This is a genomic window from Methylobacterium sp. Leaf125, from assembly GCF_001423085.1.
Taxonomy (GTDB): Bacteria; Pseudomonadota; Alphaproteobacteria; order Rhizobiales; family Beijerinckiaceae; genus Methylobacterium.
The window spans coordinates 60,176-79,194 of record NZ_LMNU01000049.1 but is presented as its reverse complement, the minus strand read 5'-3'; the positions used below and the strand labels follow the sequence as shown (position 1 = coordinate 79,194).

General features: G+C 66.6%; 18 protein-coding genes. 11 read left to right on the top strand and 7 right to left on the bottom strand.

Annotation, left to right across the window (positions count from 1 at the left end):
- Window positions 1–55 precede the first annotated feature (55 nt).
- Window positions 56–388 carry a four-helix bundle copper-binding protein gene (locus ASF58_RS24265; protein ID WP_055958992.1) on the top strand — a complete coding sequence of 111 codons (333 nt, stop codon included), beginning with the start codon at window positions 56–58 and terminating at the stop codon, window positions 386–388.
- A 28-nt stretch (window positions 389–416) separates the two neighbouring features.
- Here the strand turns inward: ASF58_RS24265 and cueR are convergent, their stop codons facing one another.
- Window positions 417–890 (bottom strand): Cu(I)-responsive transcriptional regulator, encoded by a 474-nt coding sequence (gene cueR, locus ASF58_RS24260; RefSeq protein WP_055958989.1) that lies wholly within the window; start codon window positions 888–890, stop codon window positions 417–419.
- A 137-nt stretch (window positions 891–1,027) separates the two neighbouring features.
- On the opposite strand from cueR, the gene ASF58_RS24255 reads away from it, so the two are divergent.
- Both ASF58_RS24255 and ASF58_RS24250 read left to right on the top strand, forming a co-directional pair.
- Window positions 1,028–1,777, top strand: a complete 750-nt coding sequence (locus ASF58_RS24255) for a glutaredoxin (RefSeq protein ID WP_055958985.1) — start codon at window positions 1,028–1,030, stop codon at window positions 1,775–1,777.
- 5 nt (window positions 1,778–1,782) lie between these two features.
- On the top strand, window positions 1,783–2,526 hold the full coding sequence (locus tag ASF58_RS24250; RefSeq protein WP_055958982.1) for a DUF4396 domain-containing protein: 744 nt from the start codon (window positions 1,783–1,785) through the stop codon (window positions 2,524–2,526).
- A gap of 92 nt (window positions 2,527–2,618) precedes the next feature.
- On the opposite strand, the gene ASF58_RS24245 is transcribed toward ASF58_RS24250, so the two are convergent.
- On the bottom strand, window positions 2,619–2,885 hold the full coding sequence (locus ASF58_RS24245; RefSeq protein ID WP_055958979.1) for a hypothetical protein: 267 nt from the start codon (window positions 2,883–2,885) through the stop codon (window positions 2,619–2,621).
- Window positions 2,886–3,117: 232 nt separating this feature from the next.
- Window positions 3,118–5,301, bottom strand: a complete 2,184-nt coding sequence (locus tag ASF58_RS24240; protein WP_055958976.1) for a heavy metal translocating P-type ATPase — start codon at window positions 5,299–5,301, stop codon at window positions 3,118–3,120.
- A gap of 99 nt (window positions 5,302–5,400) precedes the next feature.
- On the opposite strand from ASF58_RS24240, the gene ASF58_RS24235 reads away from it, so the two are divergent.
- Entirely contained in the window at window positions 5,401–5,802 is a 402-nt protein-coding gene (locus ASF58_RS24235) for a helix-turn-helix domain-containing protein (RefSeq protein WP_055958972.1), read from the top strand.
- 222 nt (window positions 5,803–6,024) lie between these two features.
- On the opposite strand, the gene ASF58_RS24230 is transcribed toward ASF58_RS24235, so the two are convergent.
- From ASF58_RS24230 to ASF58_RS24220, 3 genes are all read right to left on the bottom strand, one after another.
- Window positions 6,025–9,270 (bottom strand): CusA/CzcA family heavy metal efflux RND transporter, encoded by a 3,246-nt coding sequence (locus ASF58_RS24230; RefSeq protein ID WP_055958969.1) that lies wholly within the window; start codon window positions 9,268–9,270, stop codon window positions 6,025–6,027.
- Window positions 9,271–9,281: 11 nt separating this feature from the next.
- Window positions 9,282–10,589, bottom strand: coding sequence for an efflux RND transporter periplasmic adaptor subunit (locus ASF58_RS24225; protein WP_055958966.1), 1,308 nt, complete (start codon window positions 10,587–10,589; stop codon window positions 9,282–9,284).
- Window positions 10,590–10,728: 139 nt separating this feature from the next.
- The gene (locus tag ASF58_RS24220; protein WP_243214755.1) at window positions 10,729–11,127 is read right to left on the bottom strand and encodes a hypothetical protein; all 399 of its coding nucleotides are present in this window, start codon (window positions 11,125–11,127) and stop codon (window positions 10,729–10,731) included.
- A 388-nt stretch (window positions 11,128–11,515) separates the two neighbouring features.
- Here ASF58_RS24220 and ASF58_RS24215 point away from each other — a divergent pair, with 388 nt between their 5' ends.
- The 5 genes from ASF58_RS24215 to ASF58_RS24200 all read left to right on the top strand — a co-directional run bounded on the left by ASF58_RS24215 (window position 11,516) and on the right by ASF58_RS24200 (window position 14,512).
- Complete coding sequence (locus ASF58_RS24215) at window positions 11,516–11,833, top strand: type II toxin-antitoxin system MqsR family toxin (RefSeq protein WP_055958963.1); 318 nt, start codon at window positions 11,516–11,518, stop codon at window positions 11,831–11,833.
- The gene (locus ASF58_RS24210; protein WP_082473294.1) at window positions 11,830–12,432 is read left to right on the top strand and encodes a type II TA system antitoxin MqsA family protein; all 603 of its coding nucleotides are present in this window, start codon (window positions 11,830–11,832) and stop codon (window positions 12,430–12,432) included. Before ASF58_RS24215 ends, ASF58_RS24210 begins: the two co-directional genes overlap by 4 nt.
- On the top strand, window positions 12,429–13,094 hold the full coding sequence (locus tag ASF58_RS24205) for a hypothetical protein (RefSeq protein ID WP_056149076.1): 666 nt from the start codon (window positions 12,429–12,431) through the stop codon (window positions 13,092–13,094). The genes ASF58_RS24210 and ASF58_RS24205 overlap by 4 nt, the downstream gene beginning before the upstream one ends.
- A 168-nt stretch (window positions 13,095–13,262) precedes the next feature.
- A complete protein-coding gene (locus tag ASF58_RS26435; protein ID WP_146180524.1) occupies window positions 13,263–14,006 on the top strand; it encodes a hypothetical protein in 744 nt (247 codons plus the stop codon).
- Between the two features lie 260 nt (window positions 14,007–14,266).
- Window positions 14,267–14,512, top strand: a complete 246-nt coding sequence (locus tag ASF58_RS24200) for an SDR family oxidoreductase (protein WP_055958954.1) — start codon at window positions 14,267–14,269, stop codon at window positions 14,510–14,512.
- A gap of 229 nt (window positions 14,513–14,741) precedes the next feature.
- On the opposite strand, the gene ASF58_RS24195 is transcribed toward ASF58_RS24200, so the two are convergent.
- The gene (locus tag ASF58_RS24195) at window positions 14,742–17,348 is read right to left on the bottom strand and encodes an AAA family ATPase (RefSeq protein ID WP_055958950.1); all 2,607 of its coding nucleotides are present in this window, start codon (window positions 17,346–17,348) and stop codon (window positions 14,742–14,744) included.
- 338 nt (window positions 17,349–17,686) lie between these two features.
- Here ASF58_RS24195 and ASF58_RS26430 point away from each other — a divergent pair, with 338 nt between their 5' ends.
- Both ASF58_RS26430 and ASF58_RS24190 read left to right on the top strand, forming a co-directional pair.
- Window positions 17,687–17,842: a hypothetical protein gene (locus tag ASF58_RS26430; protein WP_156375892.1), complete on the top strand. Its 156-nt coding sequence runs from the start codon at window positions 17,687–17,689 to the stop codon at window positions 17,840–17,842.
- A 369-nt stretch (window positions 17,843–18,211) separates the two neighbouring features.
- On the top strand, window positions 18,212–18,850 hold the full coding sequence (locus ASF58_RS24190; RefSeq protein WP_055958948.1) for a 2,3-bisphosphoglycerate-dependent phosphoglycerate mutase: 639 nt from the start codon (window positions 18,212–18,214) through the stop codon (window positions 18,848–18,850).
- Window positions 18,851–19,019: the final 169 nt, after the last annotated feature.

Here is a 19,019-nt window from a genome sequence, read left to right as displayed (position 1 = left end):
ACTGTCATCCAGTGCTGACGCTCGTTTCTTTTTGTCTAACATCAAGGAGCTTCACATGAGCAATATGTCGAGCGAGATGCAGTCCTGCATCGACGAATGTCTTCGCTGCTACCAGACCTGCCTCGGCATGGCCTCGAACCGCTGCCTGCCGGCCGGCGGCAAGCACGTCGAGCCCGAGCACTTCCGCCTGATGCTGGCCTGCGCCGAGATGTGCCGGACGTCGGCGCACTTCATGCTGATCGGGACGAGGCATCACAAGCACACCTGCGCCGAGTGCGCCGACGTCTGCGAGGATTGTGCCCGAAGCTGCGAGCAGGTCGGCGACATGCAGCATTGCGTCGAGCAGTGCCGCCGCTGCGCCGAGAGCTGCCGGAAGATGGCTGCCTGACCGAAGCGCCGCCGGGGCCGGTTCGGACTCAGCGACCGGCCACGGCCTTCCGGCGCGGTGCGGGGGGCGGCATCGCCCCCGGGGAGGCGCCCGGATGGCAGGGCGGGACGTTCGCCCCGGTCTCCAGGCTGGCGATGATCGGGCAGTCCGGCCGGCCGTCGCCATCGCAGGCGTCGGCCAGGGACCGGAGGGCGTTCGCCATCTCGTTGAGTTGGCGGGCCCGCTGTTCGAGCTCCTTCACGTGGGCCCTCGCGATGGCCTTCACCTCGGCGTTGCTGCGGGCAGGGTCGCTCCAGAGCCCGAGCAGCACCCGGATGCGGTCCAGCGAGAAGCCCAGGTCCCGGGCGTGCCGGATGAAGCCGAGCCGGTGCAGGTCGGCGGTGCCATAATCGCGATAGCCGCTGTCGCGCCGGTCCGCCGGGGGCACGAGCCCGATGCTCTCGTAGTGCCGGATCATCTTGGCCGAGACCCCGGAGGCCCGGCTCGCCTCGCCAATGTTCATCGTGAGAGTCCCTCCGTTGACCTTCCTATGATGGGAAGGTGCAGGAAGGTCCGCAAGCCCAATCGGCCGCTGCCCGCACCCTGCTTCCACTTCGAGGCCCGGACGGCATCGCGCCCCGACAACCCACGGAGTTTCCGATGCAAGCCACCGCGTCCCGCAAGGCCGTCCTGTACCGCATGATGATGCCGCAGCACACGTGCCCCTACGGCCTCAAGGCGAAGGACCTCCTCGAACGCCAGGGCTTCCAGGTGGAGGACCATTGGCTGACCACCCGCGAGGAGACCGACCGCTTCAAGGCCGAGCATGCGGTCAAGTCGACGCCCCAGACCTTCATCAACGGCGAGCGCGTCGGGGGTTTCGACGACCTCAGGCGGCATTTCGGCCAGGCCGCCAACGACCCGAACGCGACGACCTACACGCCGGTGGTGGCGGTGTTCTCGATGACCGCGCTGATGGCGCTCGCGGCGAGCTACGCCGTGTACGGCACGCCCCTGACGGTCCGGGCGGGCGAGTGGTACATCGCCTTCAGCATGTGCGTCCTCGCCCTCCTCAAGCTGCAGGACGTCGAGACCTTCTCGTCGATGTTCCTCGGCTACGACCTGCTGGCCAAGCGCTGGGTGCGCTACGCCTACGCCTACCCGTTCCTGGAGGGCATCGCCGGCGTCCTGATGGTGGCCGGCGCCCTTAACTGGCTGTCGATCCCCGTGGCCCTGTTCATCGGCACCATCGGCGCGGTCTCGGTGTTCAAGGCGGTCTACGTCGACAAGCGCGAGATCAAGTGCGCCTGCGTCGGCGGATCGAGCAAGGTGCCGCTCGGCTTCGTCTCGTTGACCGAGAATGTGATGATGGTCGCCATGGCCGTCTGGATGCTGGCGATGGGGCATTGAGCGGCATGGCCACGACGTTCCCCGCCTGGCTCCACGCGCTCTCGATCCTGGCCCTGCTGCTCGGGGCCGCCTGCTCGTTGCTGCTGTCGGTGCAGGTCATTCGGCATCCGCAGCACATGACCGTGATGAACGTGGTCTGGCCGGTCAGCGCCTTGTTCGGCACGGTGGTCGTGGTCTGGGCCTACTTTCGCTATGGCCGCCTCGCGACCATGGAGGCGCATCACCGCGCGATGGAGCGGGACGAGAAGCCGCCGAACATGACGCAAACGCCGTTCCCGGTGATGGTGGGCAAGGGCGCGCTCCACTGCGGGAGCGGCTGCATGCTGGGCGACGTCGCCGCCGAGTGGCTCGCCTTCCTGGCGCCGGTGGTGGCGGTCTGGTTCGGCTGGCAGTCGCTGTTCGAGGAGAAGATGTACGCGGTCTGGGCGCTGGACTTCGTCTTCGCCTTCGGGCTTGGGATCGTGTTCCAGTATTACGCCATCGTGCCGATGCGCGGGCTCTCCCCGGGCCGGGGCATCGTCGCCGCGCTCAAGGCCGACACCTTGTCGCTGATCGCCTGGCAGGTCGGCATGTACGGCTTCATGGCGCTCGCGCAGTTCGCCGTGTTCCCGCACCTTGCCGGTCAACGGGCGCCGGTGAACTCAGTTGAGTTCTGGTTCGCCATGCAGGTCGCCGTGGTCGCGGGATTCATGACCAGCTACCCGGTGAACTGGTGGCTCGTCGGCTCCAGCATCAAGGAGCGGATGTAAGCTCGCTTCCGCCAGGCCGCGCGACCTGCCTGCCTTGAGGTCCGTCGTTTTAATAGAGAAGGAATAAGGGGCCCCGAAGGGCCCCTGGACGATCACATGCGGTGGTGGCGATGACCATGACCGTGGCGCATCATGTGGCCGCGGTGGTGATGGTGGCGCATCATGTGGCCGTGCCCGTGACGATGGCCCATCATGCGGCCATGGCCGCGGTGGCCGTGCATCCCGTCCATGCGGACGTCGACGATGCTGGTCTGGGCCTCGACGGCGCCGACCATGCCCGGGGCTGCCGACGCGGGGGCGGCGATGCCGATGGCGCCGAGCGCGGCCAGGGCAGCGACGGCGAAAAGGGACTTCCTCATGGGGGCTTCCTCGTGGGTTGTTGGTGGCTCGGTCTCGCCCGAGCCGATCATGGGACCGGCACGGACGGTACGGGAGCGACGAGGAACGGCTCCGCTTCTGAGACGGTTCCGTGGGTGCGCAGTCTCCCGGTCGCCTTGGATAAGGAAAGCTTTTCCGGAAACTCGGCGTCGTGGTTTCCGGCCTCCGGTCACAACGATGGCACCGGCGCGTAGCCAGCACGAAACCGTCGTCTCAGGCCCGAAGCAGGCGAAGGGCGTTGGCCGTCACCAGGACGGTCGCCCCGGTATCCGCCAGAATGGCCGGCCATAGCCCGGTGATGCCGGCGAGTGTCGTCACCAGGAACACGCCCTTCAGCCCGAGGGAGATGGCCACGTTCTGATGGATGTTGCCGAGCGTCGCCCGGGAGAGCGCCACGAGCGCCGCCACGTCCGTCACCCGGTCGTTGAGGATGGCCGCATCGGCTGTCTCCAGCGCCGCATCGGTGCCGCCGCCCATCGCGATCCCGACGCTGGCGGAGGCGAGCGCGGGGGCATCGTTGATGCCGTCGCCGACCATCGCGACCGGCCCGACCTCCTTCAACGCGCCGATCTCGGCGAGCTTGTCGGCCGGCAGCAGGTCGGCCCGGACCGATAGTCCCAGGCCCTTGGCGATGGCCTCGCCGGTGCGCCGGTTGTCGCCGGTCAGCATCACGCATTCGACCCCGAGCCGGCGCAGGGCCGCGACGCCGGCGGCCGCATCCTGTCTGGGCTCGTCCCGGACCGCCACGACGCCGAGCGCCTCTCCGTCCCGAACCACGACGACGGCGGTCTTGCCCGCTTCCTCAAGGGCCCGCACCGTTGCTTCCGCTTCCGGCGAGAGGCTGGCCAGTGTCGCGGCGTGGCGCGGGGATGCCACCGCGACCGTGCGTCCCGCAACCGTGGCCTGGACGGCCTTGCCGGGAACCGCACGGGCATCGCGTACGGGGCGCAGGGGGATGGCGTCGGCCTCCGTACGTTCGAGGATCGCACGAGCGATGGGGTGGCTCGATCCGGCCTCCACCGTCGCCGCGAGCCCGAGCAGGGTGCGATCCGTCATGTCCGGGGCAAATCGGAGGACGTCGGTGACCCTTGGACGCCCTGCCGTGAGCGTCCCCGTCTTGTCGAACGCGACGGTACGCACCCGTCCGATGGTCTCCAGGGCGGCGCCGCCCTTCACCAGCAGTCCCCGCCGCGCTCCGGCGGCAAGACCCGAGGCGATGGCGGCCGGGGTCGAGAGCACGAGGGCGCAGGGGCAGGCGATGAGGAGCAACGCCAGTCCGCGATAGATCCAGGTGCCCCAGTCGGCGCCGAGCAGCAGCGGCGGGCCAAGCGTCGCCAGCGCGGCGACCGCGAAGGCGACCGGGGTGTAGACGGCGCTGAAGCGGTCGATGAACCGGGCGGTCGGCGACTTCGACGCCTGCGCCTCCTCCACCATGTGCAGGATGCGGGCGACGGTGTTGTCCGACGGCATCCGGGCGACCCTGACCTGCAGGGCCCCGTCCGCATTGACGCTGCCGGCATAGACGGCGTCCCCGACCTCCTTTGGCCGGGGCACCGATTCCCCCGTGATCGGGGACTCGTCGAGGCTCGACGTGCCGTCCGTGACCTCGCCGTCCGCAGGGACGCGGTCACCCGGGCGCACCAGCACGGTTTGGCCGATCACCAGGGAGGCGGCCGCCACCTCACGCACGGCGCCGTCCCCCTCGACCAGGCGCGCCGTCTTCGGCACCAGGCCCACGAGGGCCTTGATGCCGGCCCGGGACCGGCCGGCCGCAAAGCCTTCGAGCATCTCGCCAACGGTGAAGAGGAGGACCACCACCGCCGCTTCCTCGGCGGCATGGATGGCGAGCGCCCCGATGGTGGCGACCGACATCAGCATCTCGATGGAGAAGGGCGAGCCGTTGCGGGCGGCGGCGATGGCGCGGCGTCCGTAGAAGGCGAGACCCAGGAGCGCGCCGGGCCAGTAGGCGTATTCCCCGGCCAGCCCGGGCCGAACCGTCTGCAGGAGAAATCCGCTTGCGAACAGGACGGCGATGCCCAGCGCCAAAAGCCCCTTGCGGCTGCGCCAGGCGGGGGTCTCCGCCTCCTCCTCGACGATGGCCGGGGCCGCGATGCCCGTCGTCTGCGAGCGGGCGAGGTCGGCCGCGATCGGCAGGGACCCGACGCCATAGCCGAGCCCCGTGATCCGGTTCTCCAGGTCCGCCCTGGGCGTCGAGCCCTCGTCGAGCACGAGGTCGAGGACCTGGGCCGTGTAGTTCACGCGCACGTCGCGGACGCCGGGCAGGCGGGTTACCGCCGTTTCGATCTTGGTCGCGCAGCTCGGGCAATCCATGCCCTTCACGCGGTAGCGCAGCGCGGCGCCCGCGGGGACCGCTCCCGATGTTCCTAGCCCTGACATGGCAAGCTCCGTCGACCCGGGCCTCGCGCCGAAGGGTCTGAGGCCCTACATGCACCCTGTAGGAACTACAGGGTCAAGGCCATGGCGCACGCACCCCCCATGACCATCGGCGACCTGGCCGCGGCGACGAACACCCGCGTCGAGACGGTCCGGTGGTACGAGAAGGTGAAGCTCCTGCCGGCGCCGGAAAGGTCGGCGGGCAACTACCGTCTCTACGGTCCGGAGCACCTGCGCCGCCTGAGCTTCATCCGGCGGGGACGGGACCTCGGCTTCACGGTCGACCAGATCCGGGAGCTTCTCGCCATGGCCGACGACCGCGACCGGTCCTGCGCCGAGGTCGACACCATCGCCCGCGCCCACCTGGCGCAGGTCGAGCGCAAGCTGGCCGACCTGACCCGGTTGGCGCATGAGCTGCGTGACGTCATCGGTCAGTGCGGCTGCGGGTCCGTCGCCGACTGCCGCATCATTGAGGCTTTGTCTCCCCACGGGGATCCGTCCTGAGGATGGATCGGCCTCGTCGGCATCAGGTGGAAGTGCGTCCTCCCGCCGATGTTGCAGAGGCAGTACAGAAGGTAGACGCAGGCCGGGATGGCGATGAGGGCCAGGGCGAACGCCCGGCCGGCCGCGCGACGGACGTGGGGCCTGACGCGGCGTCGGCGACGTGAGCCGCCGCCGCCCCAGTCAGCGATGGTTCGGGCGACCTTCTTGCTCATGCCGACCCTCCTACTCGGCGGCGCGGAGATGCGGTTGGACCGGCATGGGCCGATCCTTCCTCTCGGGGGCGACCGCACCGGCGAACCTGGCATAGAGGGCCGGCAGGACGACGAGGGTCAGAAGGGTCGCCGAGATGAGGCCGCCGATGACTACCGTCGCCAGGGGGCGCTGGATCTCTGCCCCGGTCTCGGTCGCCAGCGCCATCGGTACGAACCCGAGAGATGCCACCAGCGCGGTCATCGCCACTGGACGGAGCCGGGTCATGGCGCCCTCCATGATGGCCTCGCGCCTTGGCCGTCCCTCGGCGATGAGCTGCTTGATGTAGGTCAGCATCACCAAGCCGTTGAGCACCGCCACCCCGGACAGGGCGATGAAGCCGACGGCCGCGGGCACCGAGAACGGCATGCCCCGCAGCCATAGGGCGGCGATGCCCCCGGTCAGCGCCAAAGGAACCGCGCTGAACACCAGGAGCGCGTCCCGGGCCGAGTTCAGGGCCGAGAACAGCAGCAGGAAGATCAGGAAGAAGCACACCGGGACGACCACCATCAGGCGCTGGCGGGCGGAAGCCAGGTTCTCGAATTGCCCGCCCCAGGTGACGTAGTAGCCGGCCGGAAGTGAGACCCCCGTGGCCACCTTGTCTTGCGCCTCGGCCACGAGCGAGCCGATGTCGCGGCCCCGGACGTTGGCGGTGACCACGACCCGGCGCCGGCCGTTCTCGCGCGAGATCTGGTTCGGGCCCTCCGTCACCGAGAAGCTCGCGACCTGCTTCAGGAGCACGGACGCGGCGCGCCCGTTCGGTCCGGGAGGCAACGGCACCGGGATGTTCTCCAGGGCCTCGCGGTCCTCGCGCACCTTGTCGTTGAGGCGCACGACGATGGGGAAGCGCCGGTCGCCCTCGAAGACGACGCCCGCCTCGCGGCCCCCGATGGCCGCCCCGATGACGTCCTGGATCGCGGACGTGCTCAGGCCCAGGCGGGCCGCCTCGGCCTTGTTGATCCCGATCTCCAGGAACGGCAGCCCAGCCGTCTGCTCGACCTTCACGTCGTCCGCGCCCTCGACCCCGCGCAGGATGCCGGCGATCTGGTTCGCGGCCGCGGTCATCGCGCCCAGATCATCGCCGAAGACCTTTACGGCGAGGTCGCCGCGGGTGCCGGCCAACAGCTCGTTGAAGCGAAGCTGGATGGGCTGGGAGAACTCGTAGACGTTGCCCGCGAGCGCCCCGAGGGCCTTCTCGATGCTCTCCTGCAACTCGGCCTTGGACAGGTCCGGGTCCGGCCATTCGGCTTGCGGCTTCAGGATGACGAAGGTGTCCGACGAGCTCGGCGGCATCGGGTCCGAGGCGACCTCGGCGGTGCCGGTCTTCGAGAAGACGTAGGCGACCTGGGGGAACCGGCCGATGGCCTGCTCGACCTTCAATTGCATCGCCTGCGATTGCGACAGGGACGTCGACGGGATGCGCTGGGCGTTCAACGCGATGCTCTTCTCGTCGAGCTGCGGGATGAACTCCTGCCCCAGACCCCTGAACAGGACGCCGGCTCCGACGAGCAGCACCAGGGCGACCGCGACGAAAAGCATGGGCACGCGCAGGGCGGCCCCGAGGACCGGGCGGTAGGCGGCCTTGATCGCCCGGACGAAGAAGTTGTCGGTCTCGGTGACCTTGCCGGTGATGACGATGGAGATCATCGCCGGGACGAAGGTGAGCGACAGGACGAAGGCCGCGACCAGGGCGATGATGACGGTAAGCGCCATCGGCTCGAACATCTTGCCCTCGACCCCGGTGAAGGTGAGGAGCGGCACGTAGACGAGGATGATGATGGCCTGCCCGTAGAGGGAGGGCTTGATCATCTCCTCGGCCGAGGCCCGCACGGTGGCGAGGCGCTCCTCCAAGTCGAGCTTTCGCCCGAGTTCCCCTTGGCGTTCGGCGAGGTGGCGAAGGGCGTTCTCGGTGATGATGACTGCCCCGTCGACGATAAGGCCGAAATCGAGGGCCCCGAGGCTCATCAGGTTGGCGCTGATGCGCCCCTGGACCATGCCCGTCATGGTCATCAGCATCGCCACCGGGATGACTAGGGCCGTGACGATGGCCGCGCGGATGTTGCCGAGCAGCAGGAACAGGATGACCACGACGAGGGCGGCGCCCTCGGCCAGGTTCTTGGCGACCGTTCGGATGGTGGCCTCGACCAGGACCGTGCGATTGAGGACCGTCTGGACCTCGACGCCGGGCGGGAGCGTGCGCCGGATGCCGGTCATGCGCGCGTCGACCGCGGCGGCGACGGTGCGGCTGTTCTCGCCGATGAGCATCAGGGCGGTGCCGATGACGACCTCCTGCCCGTCCTCGCTGCCCGACCCGGTGCGCAGATCGCGCCCGATCCGCACCTCGGCGACGTCGGAGATGCGGACCGGCACGCCGCCGCGTGTGGTCACGACGACCGACCCGATGTCCTCCATGCTCTCCAAGCGGCCGGCGGCGCGCACGACGTAGCCCTCGCCGTTGTCCTCCAGGTAGCGCGCGCCCTGGTTGGCGTTGTTGGCCTCCAGCGCCCTGCCGATGTCGGCGAAGGACAGGTCGAGGGCCGTCAGCCTCATCGGGTCGGGCTGGACGTGGTACTGCTTCTCGAAGCCGCCGATGCCGTCGACGCCGGCCACACCTGGGACGGTCCTCACCTGTGGGCGAATGATCCAGTCCTGGACCGTGCGCAGGTAGGCCGTGCGTTCGAGCTCCGTCGAGAGCCTGTGGCTCTCGGGTGTGAGGTAGCTGCCGTCCGGCTGCCAACCGGGTTTACCGGGCTTCGAGACCTTGCGCTCGGCAGGTTTCGCGTAGTGCACCGACCACATGTAGATCTCGCCCAGGCCCGTCGAGATCGGCCCCATGCGCGGCTCGACCCCGGACGGCATCGCCGCCTCGGCCTCCTGAAGGCGCTCGGCGACCTGCTGGCGGGCGAAATAGATGTTCGTCGCCTCGGAGAAGACGGCGGTGACCTGGGAGAACCCGTTCCGGGATAGCGAGCGGGTGTATTCCAGGCCCTTGATGCCTGCGAGCGCGGTCTCGACCTGGTACGTGATGATGCGCTCGATGTCGTTCGGCGAGAGCGAGGGCGCCGTGGTGTTGATCTGCACCTGGTTGTTGGTGATGTCCGGCACCGCGTCGATGGGAAGCTTCGTCAGTGAGAACACGCCGAACCCGGCCGCGAGCAGCGACAGGAGCACCACGAGCCAACGCTGGCGGACGGAGAAGTCGAGGATCTTCGAGATCATGGCGGCCGCCCTCAGTGGTCGTGGTCGGCTTCGGCCTTGCCGAGCTCGGCCTTCAGGACGAAGGAGTTGGCCACCGCGACCTCGTCGCCGGGCTCCAGGCCGGCGACGACCTCGTAGGCATCGTCGTCCGCCTTGCCGAGGGTCACCTCCCGCTTCGAGAAGCCCTCCTCGGTCCGCACGAACACCACCTTCTCGCCACCGATGGTCTGGATGGCGGACTTCGGCAGCCGCACAACGACCTTGTCCTGGGCGATCTCGATCTCGGTCGTGACGAAGGTGCCCGGGCGCCAGGACATGTCCTTGTTCGGCAGGGCGACGATGACCCGGGCCGAGCGCGTCTCCGGGTTGAGGATCGGGCTGACGAAGACGACCTTGCCCTCGGGGCGGGGAGCGTCCTCGCTCCCGACGATAGTCACCCTGGCGCCCTCGCGGACCTTGGACAGCTCGGTGGTGGGGACGGGGAGCTCGATCCAGAGGGAGGAGAGGTCGGCCACGGTATAGACGTCGGCCGGGTCCCCCTCGCTGCCGACCTTCGTTCCGACGTCGACCTTGCGCTCCACGATCCGCCCTGCGAGGGGGGACCTGAGCTCGAAGCGGCGAAGCGACGACAAGTTCGGAGTGGTTTCGTCCTTCTTGGCCGCGGCGGCGACCTCGGTCGCGTTCAGCCCGAGGGCCGATAGCTTCTGGCGGGAGAGATCGACCCGCAGGCCCGCCTCGGAGTAGGCGGCCTTCGCGTTGAGGAAGGCCGATTCCGCCGAGATCCTCTTGTCCCAGAGGGCCTGCTGCCGGTCGAAGTTGGTCTTTTCCAGATCCGCCTTGACCGTCGCGGTGAGGAAGTCGCTCTTGGCATCCGCGACCTCGCGGCTGTCCAGGACGGCGACGATCTCGCCCTTGGCGACGTCTTCGCCGAGACGCTTGCGCATCTCCGCCACTGTCCCGGCGACCCGCGCAGGCACCCGGGCGATCCGGTCGGCGTCCTGGGTGATGGTGCCGGGCACCAGGAGATGGCGCGAGAGGATGCCGCCCTCGACATGCGCCAGCTTGATGTCCTGCTCGGCGGCCTGCTCGGCCGTCATCTTGATCTTGCCCTCGCTTGCCTCGTCGTGGCCGTGCGCCTCGCCCTCGGCGTGTTTGTGGTCGCCGTCGACCTTGGTGGCCTGCGCCCCGGTCACGGCCGCGTTGGTCGCCGGAGTCTTGGCCGCGGTGGAGGACAGGCCGGCGGCGGCCAGCGCGCCCCGCACGGTCTCGGACACGCGGGGGACGGCACCGCCGATGGCGACGCCTATGGCCAGGAGGGCCACGGATATGATTGCACGCATGGAAGGGAGGCCGTTCGCATAGGACCGCGGTCACCGCCTGGGGCTGGGTCGACGGTCCGGATCAAGTCAAGCTCGCTCAAGGAGCCGGCATCCGCTGGGATGTCCGGTCTGCATCCGCCACAGCCGTGGCGGTGCCGCCTCAGGCGCGAGGGGGCCTTGGAAGGCGACCGGCGGAGATCGAGGCTACGGTGACGTCGGCCGTGGCATAGGACGGGCGTCCGGCGGTGGCGATCGGAATCCCGGGTGACGCCTCGATGCAAATGGCCAGATGGCAGCCGCAGGTCGCATGGCAGGCCGGGCACCCGTCGGGCTGGTCCGGCGCACCCTTATGCGAGGACGTGGCGAACGCGGGCGCGTGATCAGGAAGGCGATGGGCGTCGGCGGAGGAAATCGCACAGGGCGCCATGAGCGCCAGGAGGAGGACGAACGACAGCAGGCGGACGGCGGTCGCCCACCAGCCGCGCGACGCCTCGTAGGCCCTGATCGGGAATCCCGCGCTCATGACTGCCTTATGGACGATCCGGAGGCGCTCGTACATGCCGGACGGGCGTCCCAGGACGCCTATCCGAATGCCGACATGCTCGGGGGTGCGTCCGCGGAGACGTCGCCCCCCTCTGCGACTTGGGTCGCCGTAGCGTCGCGATTCCCGCCCGCCCGAGCAGGTCGGCGAGGAGCGGGACCGGGCATCGGACATGCTGCGCACCTAGTTTTGGAACCGGTCCTGGCGATCGTCCGACAAGCCAAAGATGGAGCTGGGTTAGGCACGGGCGGCCCCTTCCACGAAGGGACGGAACCGCGCACCGGCCCATGCGTAAAACGCTCCAGGCCACGCTTACCGAGGATCAACCAAGGGAGCCGGGCCGCCAGCCTCAGCAGAATGCCGCGGTTGAAGTTCGGGTAGCATGGTGCTACCTCTTGGAGGCTGGATGGCGCCGCACAATCCCCTGGCAAAGGTCCGCGCGCTCGCCGCCGACGAGGAGGCCTGTTCGTTCTTTTCTCCCGTCCTCGAAGAGCTCAGGACCCGTAAGCTCGACACTGACGACCTGCGGGCGATCATCCAGACGGAATTGGGCGAGGCGCACTTCAGCAAGTCCGAGCCGACGCGAAGACACCACCCGACCACCGTGTCGGACTACTACTCGATCTGGGTCGACGACTGCGCCGACTGGATGTTCCTGAAGCTGCTGGTCACCGGCGCTGACGTCCTGGTCGTCACCTCATTCAAGAAGGATATCGATCGATGACGATGGAGGCCTGCCAAGCCTGCGAGGCGATCGCGGTCTGCGAGCGCGTCGAGCCCTTCGTGGTCGAACGGTCGGGGAAGAGCCTCGCCATCCAGGACCGTCGCATGGTCTGCGCCGAATGCGGGAACGTCAGCTATCAGGGCTCTCAGATCTCTGAGCACGAGCTCGCCGTCGCCAACGCCGTGCGAGAGATGGACGGGCTCCTGTCCGCCGCCGAGCTCAACGCCATCCGCCTCAAGTACAAGCTCCGCCAGGCCGACATGGAACAGATCCTCTCCACCGGCCCGAAGACCTGGACCCGCTGGGAGCGCGGCAAGGTTCCTCAGAGCAAGGTCGCCGACCGCTACATCCGCGCCCTAGCCCGGGACCCCTACCTCGCCCGCCGCGAGATGCTTGCGGCCGGGGTCGTAAACCCGGAGGCCGAGGGCGTCTTCGCCCAGATCGAGCTTGACGATCGCAAGCGCGCCCACGCCGTCATGCGCGACGCCCTCGGGCGGCGCACCGAGATCGACCACGAGCGCTTCGCCGCCCTCGCTGCCGACGCGGCCTTCGACGCCTTCCACGGTAACCACGCGAACCCGGAAGCCGTCGCCGCATGAGCGAGAAGCCTCCCATGGGCGTGCTCCACCACCTTCCGCCGAGGAAACCCCTCGCGGATATGGAGGATTTCCGGCGCGACGTGGGAGAGACCATCGCGGCACAGTTCCGGGAGCAGAACGAGATCCTCCGCGCCGAGCGCGGTGAGCATCTAGCGCGTGTCCGGGAACAGGATGAGCGCCTCCAGCGGCAAGGCGAGCTCATTGAGCGGCTCACCCGCGGCGTCGAGCTCCTCGTCACCGAGATGCACGGCGTCCGGACCGGCAAGGCGGAGGAGGCCTTCGCCCGCGTCGGCGGCGAGGGCGCCGCCCCGGACCTGCCCACCGTCTCCGCGGAGTCCGCAGTGGTCTACATCTGTACCGCGGGCAGTATCGGCCGGAAGCTCGACTTCCGCGCCAGCGAGATCGGTACCCTGCTCGGCGCCAAGGGCCTGCGCTGGGCGGGCAACGGCGCCTACCAGGAACTCGGACGCGAGGTCGGCCCGAACCATACCAAGTTCTGGCACCGCGACGTCCCCGCCCGGCTCCGGCGCGTCCTGGACGAGAACAACCCAGCCCGCCACGGCATCACCGATCGCAGTGTCCTCGCGATCTTCCGCAAGTGGAGCGCCCGCCGGACCGGCGGCCCAGACCTCCTCGACAGCATCGAGGCGCTCAAGGCCTGAGCCCGGGCATCAGTTTCGGTGTGCCGCGGCGATTTGCTGTAACCTTGGTAACGGGGTTTTGATGAAAGCGCATCTAAGAAGCTATAAGCGTTGTCACGCGATCTATATCATCGGATTGTATTGTACTTGTATATATCAATCACGAACTAATTATCACGCATTCTCTACGTGAACCTCTCAACGAGAGATAATAATGGCATGATAGGTATCGGAGGCACGGAATTCTACAAAATATTTCACGAGGAAATAGAAAAACCTCGAATATTTGCTGATATAAATCAGCTTGCGCCGTCCGACATCGAACTCAGAATTCGCGCAATCTTCACTGCGCATAATTTTGATTTGGATGCTGTCGGCTTCGTACAAGCCTGTATGTATCAGCGAGAACAGAAGCTACCTTTCATAAAAATTGGACCCAAGCGACTTACTGAAGATGTTGACCTACTCGTTAAGGCCGTCGCATTCGGAATAGTTGACTGTCAAGAAATATCAACTGATCTCAGATTTAGTCTGTCAAGACCAGAGTCAAATCTATATGTAAACGGATTTCCTGCATGTTGCTTGAGAGATATAAATCGGATGCACGATGATGATCAAGATATGGATCACTTAGAATTCACGCGATTACATGGGGCTGCCGTGCTTGATCAAATCCAGCCTGTCATTCGTGATTTAAAAACATATTGGGGGAAAGAACCTCTCAATAAAAGCGTTCTGAAAAAGAGTTTGTTCTTACCAATAAAAGATCAAACAATTTCAGATATTCTCGAAACTGTCCCCGGTGAAATCATGCGAAGTTCACTCAGAGGACAAATTGAAAGGGCAGCATATGTAAGACATGAAAGATTGAGACTGCTTAGGAGCCCCCGATTACCTTCGATAGACGATGAAAAGGCGATTTTTGATATTTGAAAAATTGCCTTTTAGACTGATCAGTGCAAACTACAAACGGCCGGAAGTGAACAGAAGCCGGGGCTGGCTTAATAGCCGGGAAGTCAGCCGACGACGCTGGTTCCCATCGCGTCGGGAGCCTTCAGGTCACACGACTGCATCCCGTGGGGCGATCACGTTAATTGCGCGGCCTCGAAGGGCGGCACGACGACGCTGATGTGCACCCTCGCCCAGGAATTCGCCCCGCGCGGGGTGCGCGTGAACGCCATCGACCCGGCGCCGTGAGGACCGGCATTAACGCGGGCGAGATGCAGGGTAAAAATCTCCGCAGTGCGGTGTCGCAGATCCCGTATGGTCGCATCGGACGGGTCGAGGACATCGCCGCGGCCATCGCGCTCCTGGCCTGCGACCTGTCCGACTACATCGTCGGCGACACCCTTCTCGTCGATGGTGGGATGACCACTCCTGGCACGATGCCTATCGGCGGTAGGCCGGGGCCCGCACCTCCAAATCCGATTGATAGGTGAAAACCGTTAAGGCGCATCAGGGCTCGTCGCAGCCTGCGATGTTCCGGTCGGCATCCCGCTCGAAGGTCGAGGTGGTCAGCGCGTCGGGGATCCGCTCGGCGATCATTAGAAAGGGGCCTTGCATGGTGTTGGGGGCGAGCAGGGCCAGGCTGCCGCGGCGGAGGGCGCCGTCGCTCTCAACCAGGTGGCCGCGGCACCTACTGCGGCAGGCGACGATGACAGAAGGCCGTCAAACGCCCTTTTGCTGCTCACGAAGCTGGTCCACCCAGGCCCTCAGGTCCCCGACGGCCTTGAGCAGTTCGTCTGGGCGCAGGGGAGCAGCGTTCCGCCCGGGAGATGGATCGTGGGCTTCCGTCTGATCGCAGCACCGTTTGAAGCCGGCGGCGAAATCCTCGACGTTGGCAACGGTCAGGCTCGCCACCTTTCTCAGGTCCTTGGTGCTGATGTAGTCGCGGTGCCTTTGGATGACACAGTTGAAGGCCACCTCCTCAAGGGCCCGTTCCCACGTACTTCGTAACCTGCTGAAGAAGTGGGAGGCCGCAGCCCCGTACTCATCATCCCGATTGTCGTCGTAGAGGACCTTGGCCGCCCGCGCGTCCTTCTCAAGAGCGTCGAGGCGCTCCCGGACCTTAGCCCCGATCCAGGGCAGTCCCTGGTTCACGACGCCCGCGCCGACAGAGGTGTGGGTGAGCGAGATCAGGGAGACCGGGATCCTGCCGTCGATTGACAGCGCATGCAGGTCGTTCAGGAAGACGAGGTCATGCGTGAAGACGATAATCTGCCGGACGCCCCCTTCCTCGACCAGCCGCTCGGCGACCTTGCGCCGCCACCGATGGTCCAGCGAGGAGACCGGATCGTCGAAGACCAGCGTCGATCCATGAGCCGCGGTAGCGAGCTCGGTCAGGAAGGCGGCCAGGGCCACGCAGGTCTGCTCGCCCTCGCTCAGGATCTCGCCGACCTTCGCCCTCTCGTTGGCGAACAGCCGGACCTGGTACTGCGGGGAGCCGTACCTGCCGCCCGAACGGACGATGTCGACCCTCACCCTGTGGGCGGCCAGCTTCTGGATCTCTTCCTGAAAGCGATCGCGGACCTTCGGCGTGATGACCTTGTCGGCGATCGTGTTGCCGAGCGTCGTGATGGCATTCGTCGCCATCTCGGACAGGCAGTCCTTCAAACCCGCCAGCTCGCTCAGCCGTGCCACCTCGATCCTCGCCTTCGGCAGCAGTGCCTCCAAGAGTGCGCGGTCACGCAACTCGTCCCGTTCCGCAACCAGCCGTACCCGACCGGCGGGATCGACCGCCGTCAGAAGCTCCTTGGCATAGGCCTGCGTATCATCCGCAAGAGTCGTTAGCGTGCCGATGATGCCGGCCGCAACCACGGGCATTGGACCCGCGCCGCGGTCGGCGAGTGCCCGCGTGCAGATCCATCGCCGAAGCCGGACGGTCGCCAGCCCGCGCAGGATCGCGGCGGCGACATCCGGATGGGTCACCGACAGCTGGCGGCGCAGCGGAAACCCGGACATCCGCAGCGACAGACCCGACAGCTTCCCCAGGGCCTCCTCGTAGGCCACCTCGGCCTTCCGCGCCTCGCGCTCGCTGTCGGCCTTCACGAACTCCTCAAAGGTCAGCTTCAGATCCCCGGTCCCTTCGGAGATCGGCTGGTGGCAGAGCACGCAGACCGCTTCCGCGTCCGTCCGCGGGAAGTCGTGCCCCTCGTAGGCGACATGCTCCGAGTAATGCCGCGCCGCGTCCCATAGGGCTCGCCAGGTCGCCTCCCCGACCCCCTTCAGGGCGCTTCCGCCGAAGGCGCGTTCGGCCGCGAGCGAGGCGGCGGAGCGTTTGGAGCGGGCGGTCCCGGCGAGCGCCGCAAGCTGCGTGAGCTCCGCATCCGACACCGCCCCGAAGACCCTATCAAGCTCCTCGGAGAGGCGGCGTACGGCCCGGGCCAGCTCGCGCTGCTCCCCCGAGGCCCGGACCGGGTCGCGGGCCAGGTCCTCCTCAAGCCGGCGAAGCCTTGCGCGCTCCTCCGCTGACAGGTTCGACAGCTTCTCCAGGGGTCCGAGGTCGGTACCCGGAGCGAGCGCGCCGAGAAGCCGCCCGACCCGGGTCCCAGACCCGAACGCGGGTTCCGTGAACGCCGAATCCCGCGCCTGCTCAAGCGCCCCCTGTTCCGCCGTCAGCGCCGTGCGGATCGCTTGGCAGACGCCGGCGAGCTCATCGGGGATGTCGAGCCCGAACGGACGGAACGCGACCTCGTTCCTCTCGCGCACATGGACCATTCCGCATTCGCGGTCGAAGACGCTGACGCTGGAAAGGAGGGCGTGGGGAGAGCCCGCGTCGGTCCAGGCCAGCGGCGCGATCGGATCGCCCGATACGACGCATCCGATCGTGGCGGATCCCGCATCGGCACCGCCGCCGAAGGCGTTCGGCAGGATCTCGCCGGGGGAACGCGCGCGGCACGCCCGCTTCAGGATGCGGGCGTACCCGGATTTCCCCACCCCGTTGTCGCCGTAGACGATCGTGATCCCATCGGGTTGAAACTGGAGTTCCTGGCCGGGAGCCAGCCGATTGACACCCATGACGTCCCTGATCGAGGTTAGCGCCACCTTCTCGCTAGTGGTGGCCATGGACGGAACATGCTCGACGCCAAAGGGCGACGGGGTCACCTCGATCCCTGGGAAGCCGCATCCCCTCTTACAGAGTAGCGCAAGCTCGCGGTGATCGTCGGCGTCGAGGGTGCGCTTTGCCACGATGCGACGCAGAGCGTCCCGCTGCCAGTCAGGCTTATTCCTCGACCATTGTAGGATGATCTCGAAGACCGAACCCGTCGCCGCCATCGAGACCCATTCCCCCGCATGGGTTCGAGCTTAGCAGCAGGCCACGGATCTGTAAGGGGCGCCGACGTCGTCGCGGGCTCCGCCCCGTTAGTCCTCGGGTCGCCGCCTATAGGCCTTGTCCACTTTGTTGAAGAAGTTCACGTGGCTCAAGCGCATGTCCATCTTCCTGCGCGGCGTTAGAGCGTCAAAGGGCTTCTTTTAGAGCGTCACGCTACCCACACTTCGTCGATCAGGTCGCCCGCGCCCAAGCCGCCCAGGTCATCTCAGCCACCCGCCGCCTCCTCGGCATCCGCAACGACCGCATCATCAAGAGCTACGACGCGTCCCGGGGCGCGGCGATGGCCGACCGGACCCGCGACGACGCGGCCCAGCAACTCGCCGTCGCTCATGCCGGCACGATGGACGCCTTCTGCGAGCGGGTGAAGAAGGTCGTTCCCTCGGCCAAGCCGTGCCGCCTCAGCTACCGCGAGGGGATAAAGGATTCCCACGGCTAGACCGAGTTGAGGGCCGGGCACCTAGTACTGCTGTGTCACAAAATTTTCTATGTTCCTGATATTGCTCACTCTTTCTCGGCGCGGCAGCGAGAGAAAAACGCAGGTTCTGCAGTCTGTTATGGGCTTCGTGACACAGTCGTACTAGTGGTCGGAACCTGACGCTTGGTACTCATCCGTGAACGTCCGAGAAGGGTGGCAAGCAGCTTGGCTGCTTTCAGTCGCAAGACGTTCTAAAGCGGACCAAGGATGAATCACCGTCTCCGGACGGTCGGTCCAACTCATCTCAGGGTCGAATTTTGTTAAAGCCGGATGCCGACTTCATCAGAGGCGATGCCACCGGCGCGAAAGTGCTCTGCCTCGGGAGACAGCGTGATTCACGATTGCAAAGCCCCGGTCACGCGACGTCTCGTGCTGGTCCGGCATGGCCAGAGCGTAGCCAACCGATCCGGCCTGTTCACGGGATTGCTGGACTCGCCCTTGACCGAGCAGGGCCGGATGGAAGCCGAGGCAGCCGGCCGGCGTTTGGCCGAGCGCCGCTGGCGCTTTTCTGTTGCCTTCACCTCGACGCTGACGCGGGCCGTCGTGAGCGGCCGGCTTATCCTCGATGCGCTCGGGCAACCCGGATTAATCCCCCAACGCTTCGCCGCGCTCGACGAGCGAGACTACGGCGACCTCAGCGGGCTCGACAAGACCACCGCCGATGCGCGCTGGGGGGCGGTGCGGATTGAGACCTGGCGCCGCTCCTACGCTGATGCGCCGCCGAATGGTGAGAGCCTGCGCGACACTGTCGCGCGCATCGTGCCCTGCTACCTCCGATCCATCCTACCGGCGGTCATGGGCGGGGACGTGCTGGTCGTCGCCCACGGTAATTGCCTGCGGGCGCTTGTGATGGCGCTCGAAGACCTCAACCCGGCGGAGGTCGAGCACCTCGAACTCGCGACGGGCTCCGTCAGGATCTATGAGTTTGCCGCGGACACGACGATCAAGGCACGCTGGATTGACGGGTGAATGCGCTTGTCGGCCCCCCAGAATGGATCTCCGCAAGCCGCGAAGGGGCCCCTTTTCATCTATTCCGTTGATGGGAAACATCTGATCATTCCGTTGGAGTGAATGAAAGGGACATGGGATTCTCTGGCATCACATCGGAGCCATCCATGTCCATGCCCAGACTTTTCTC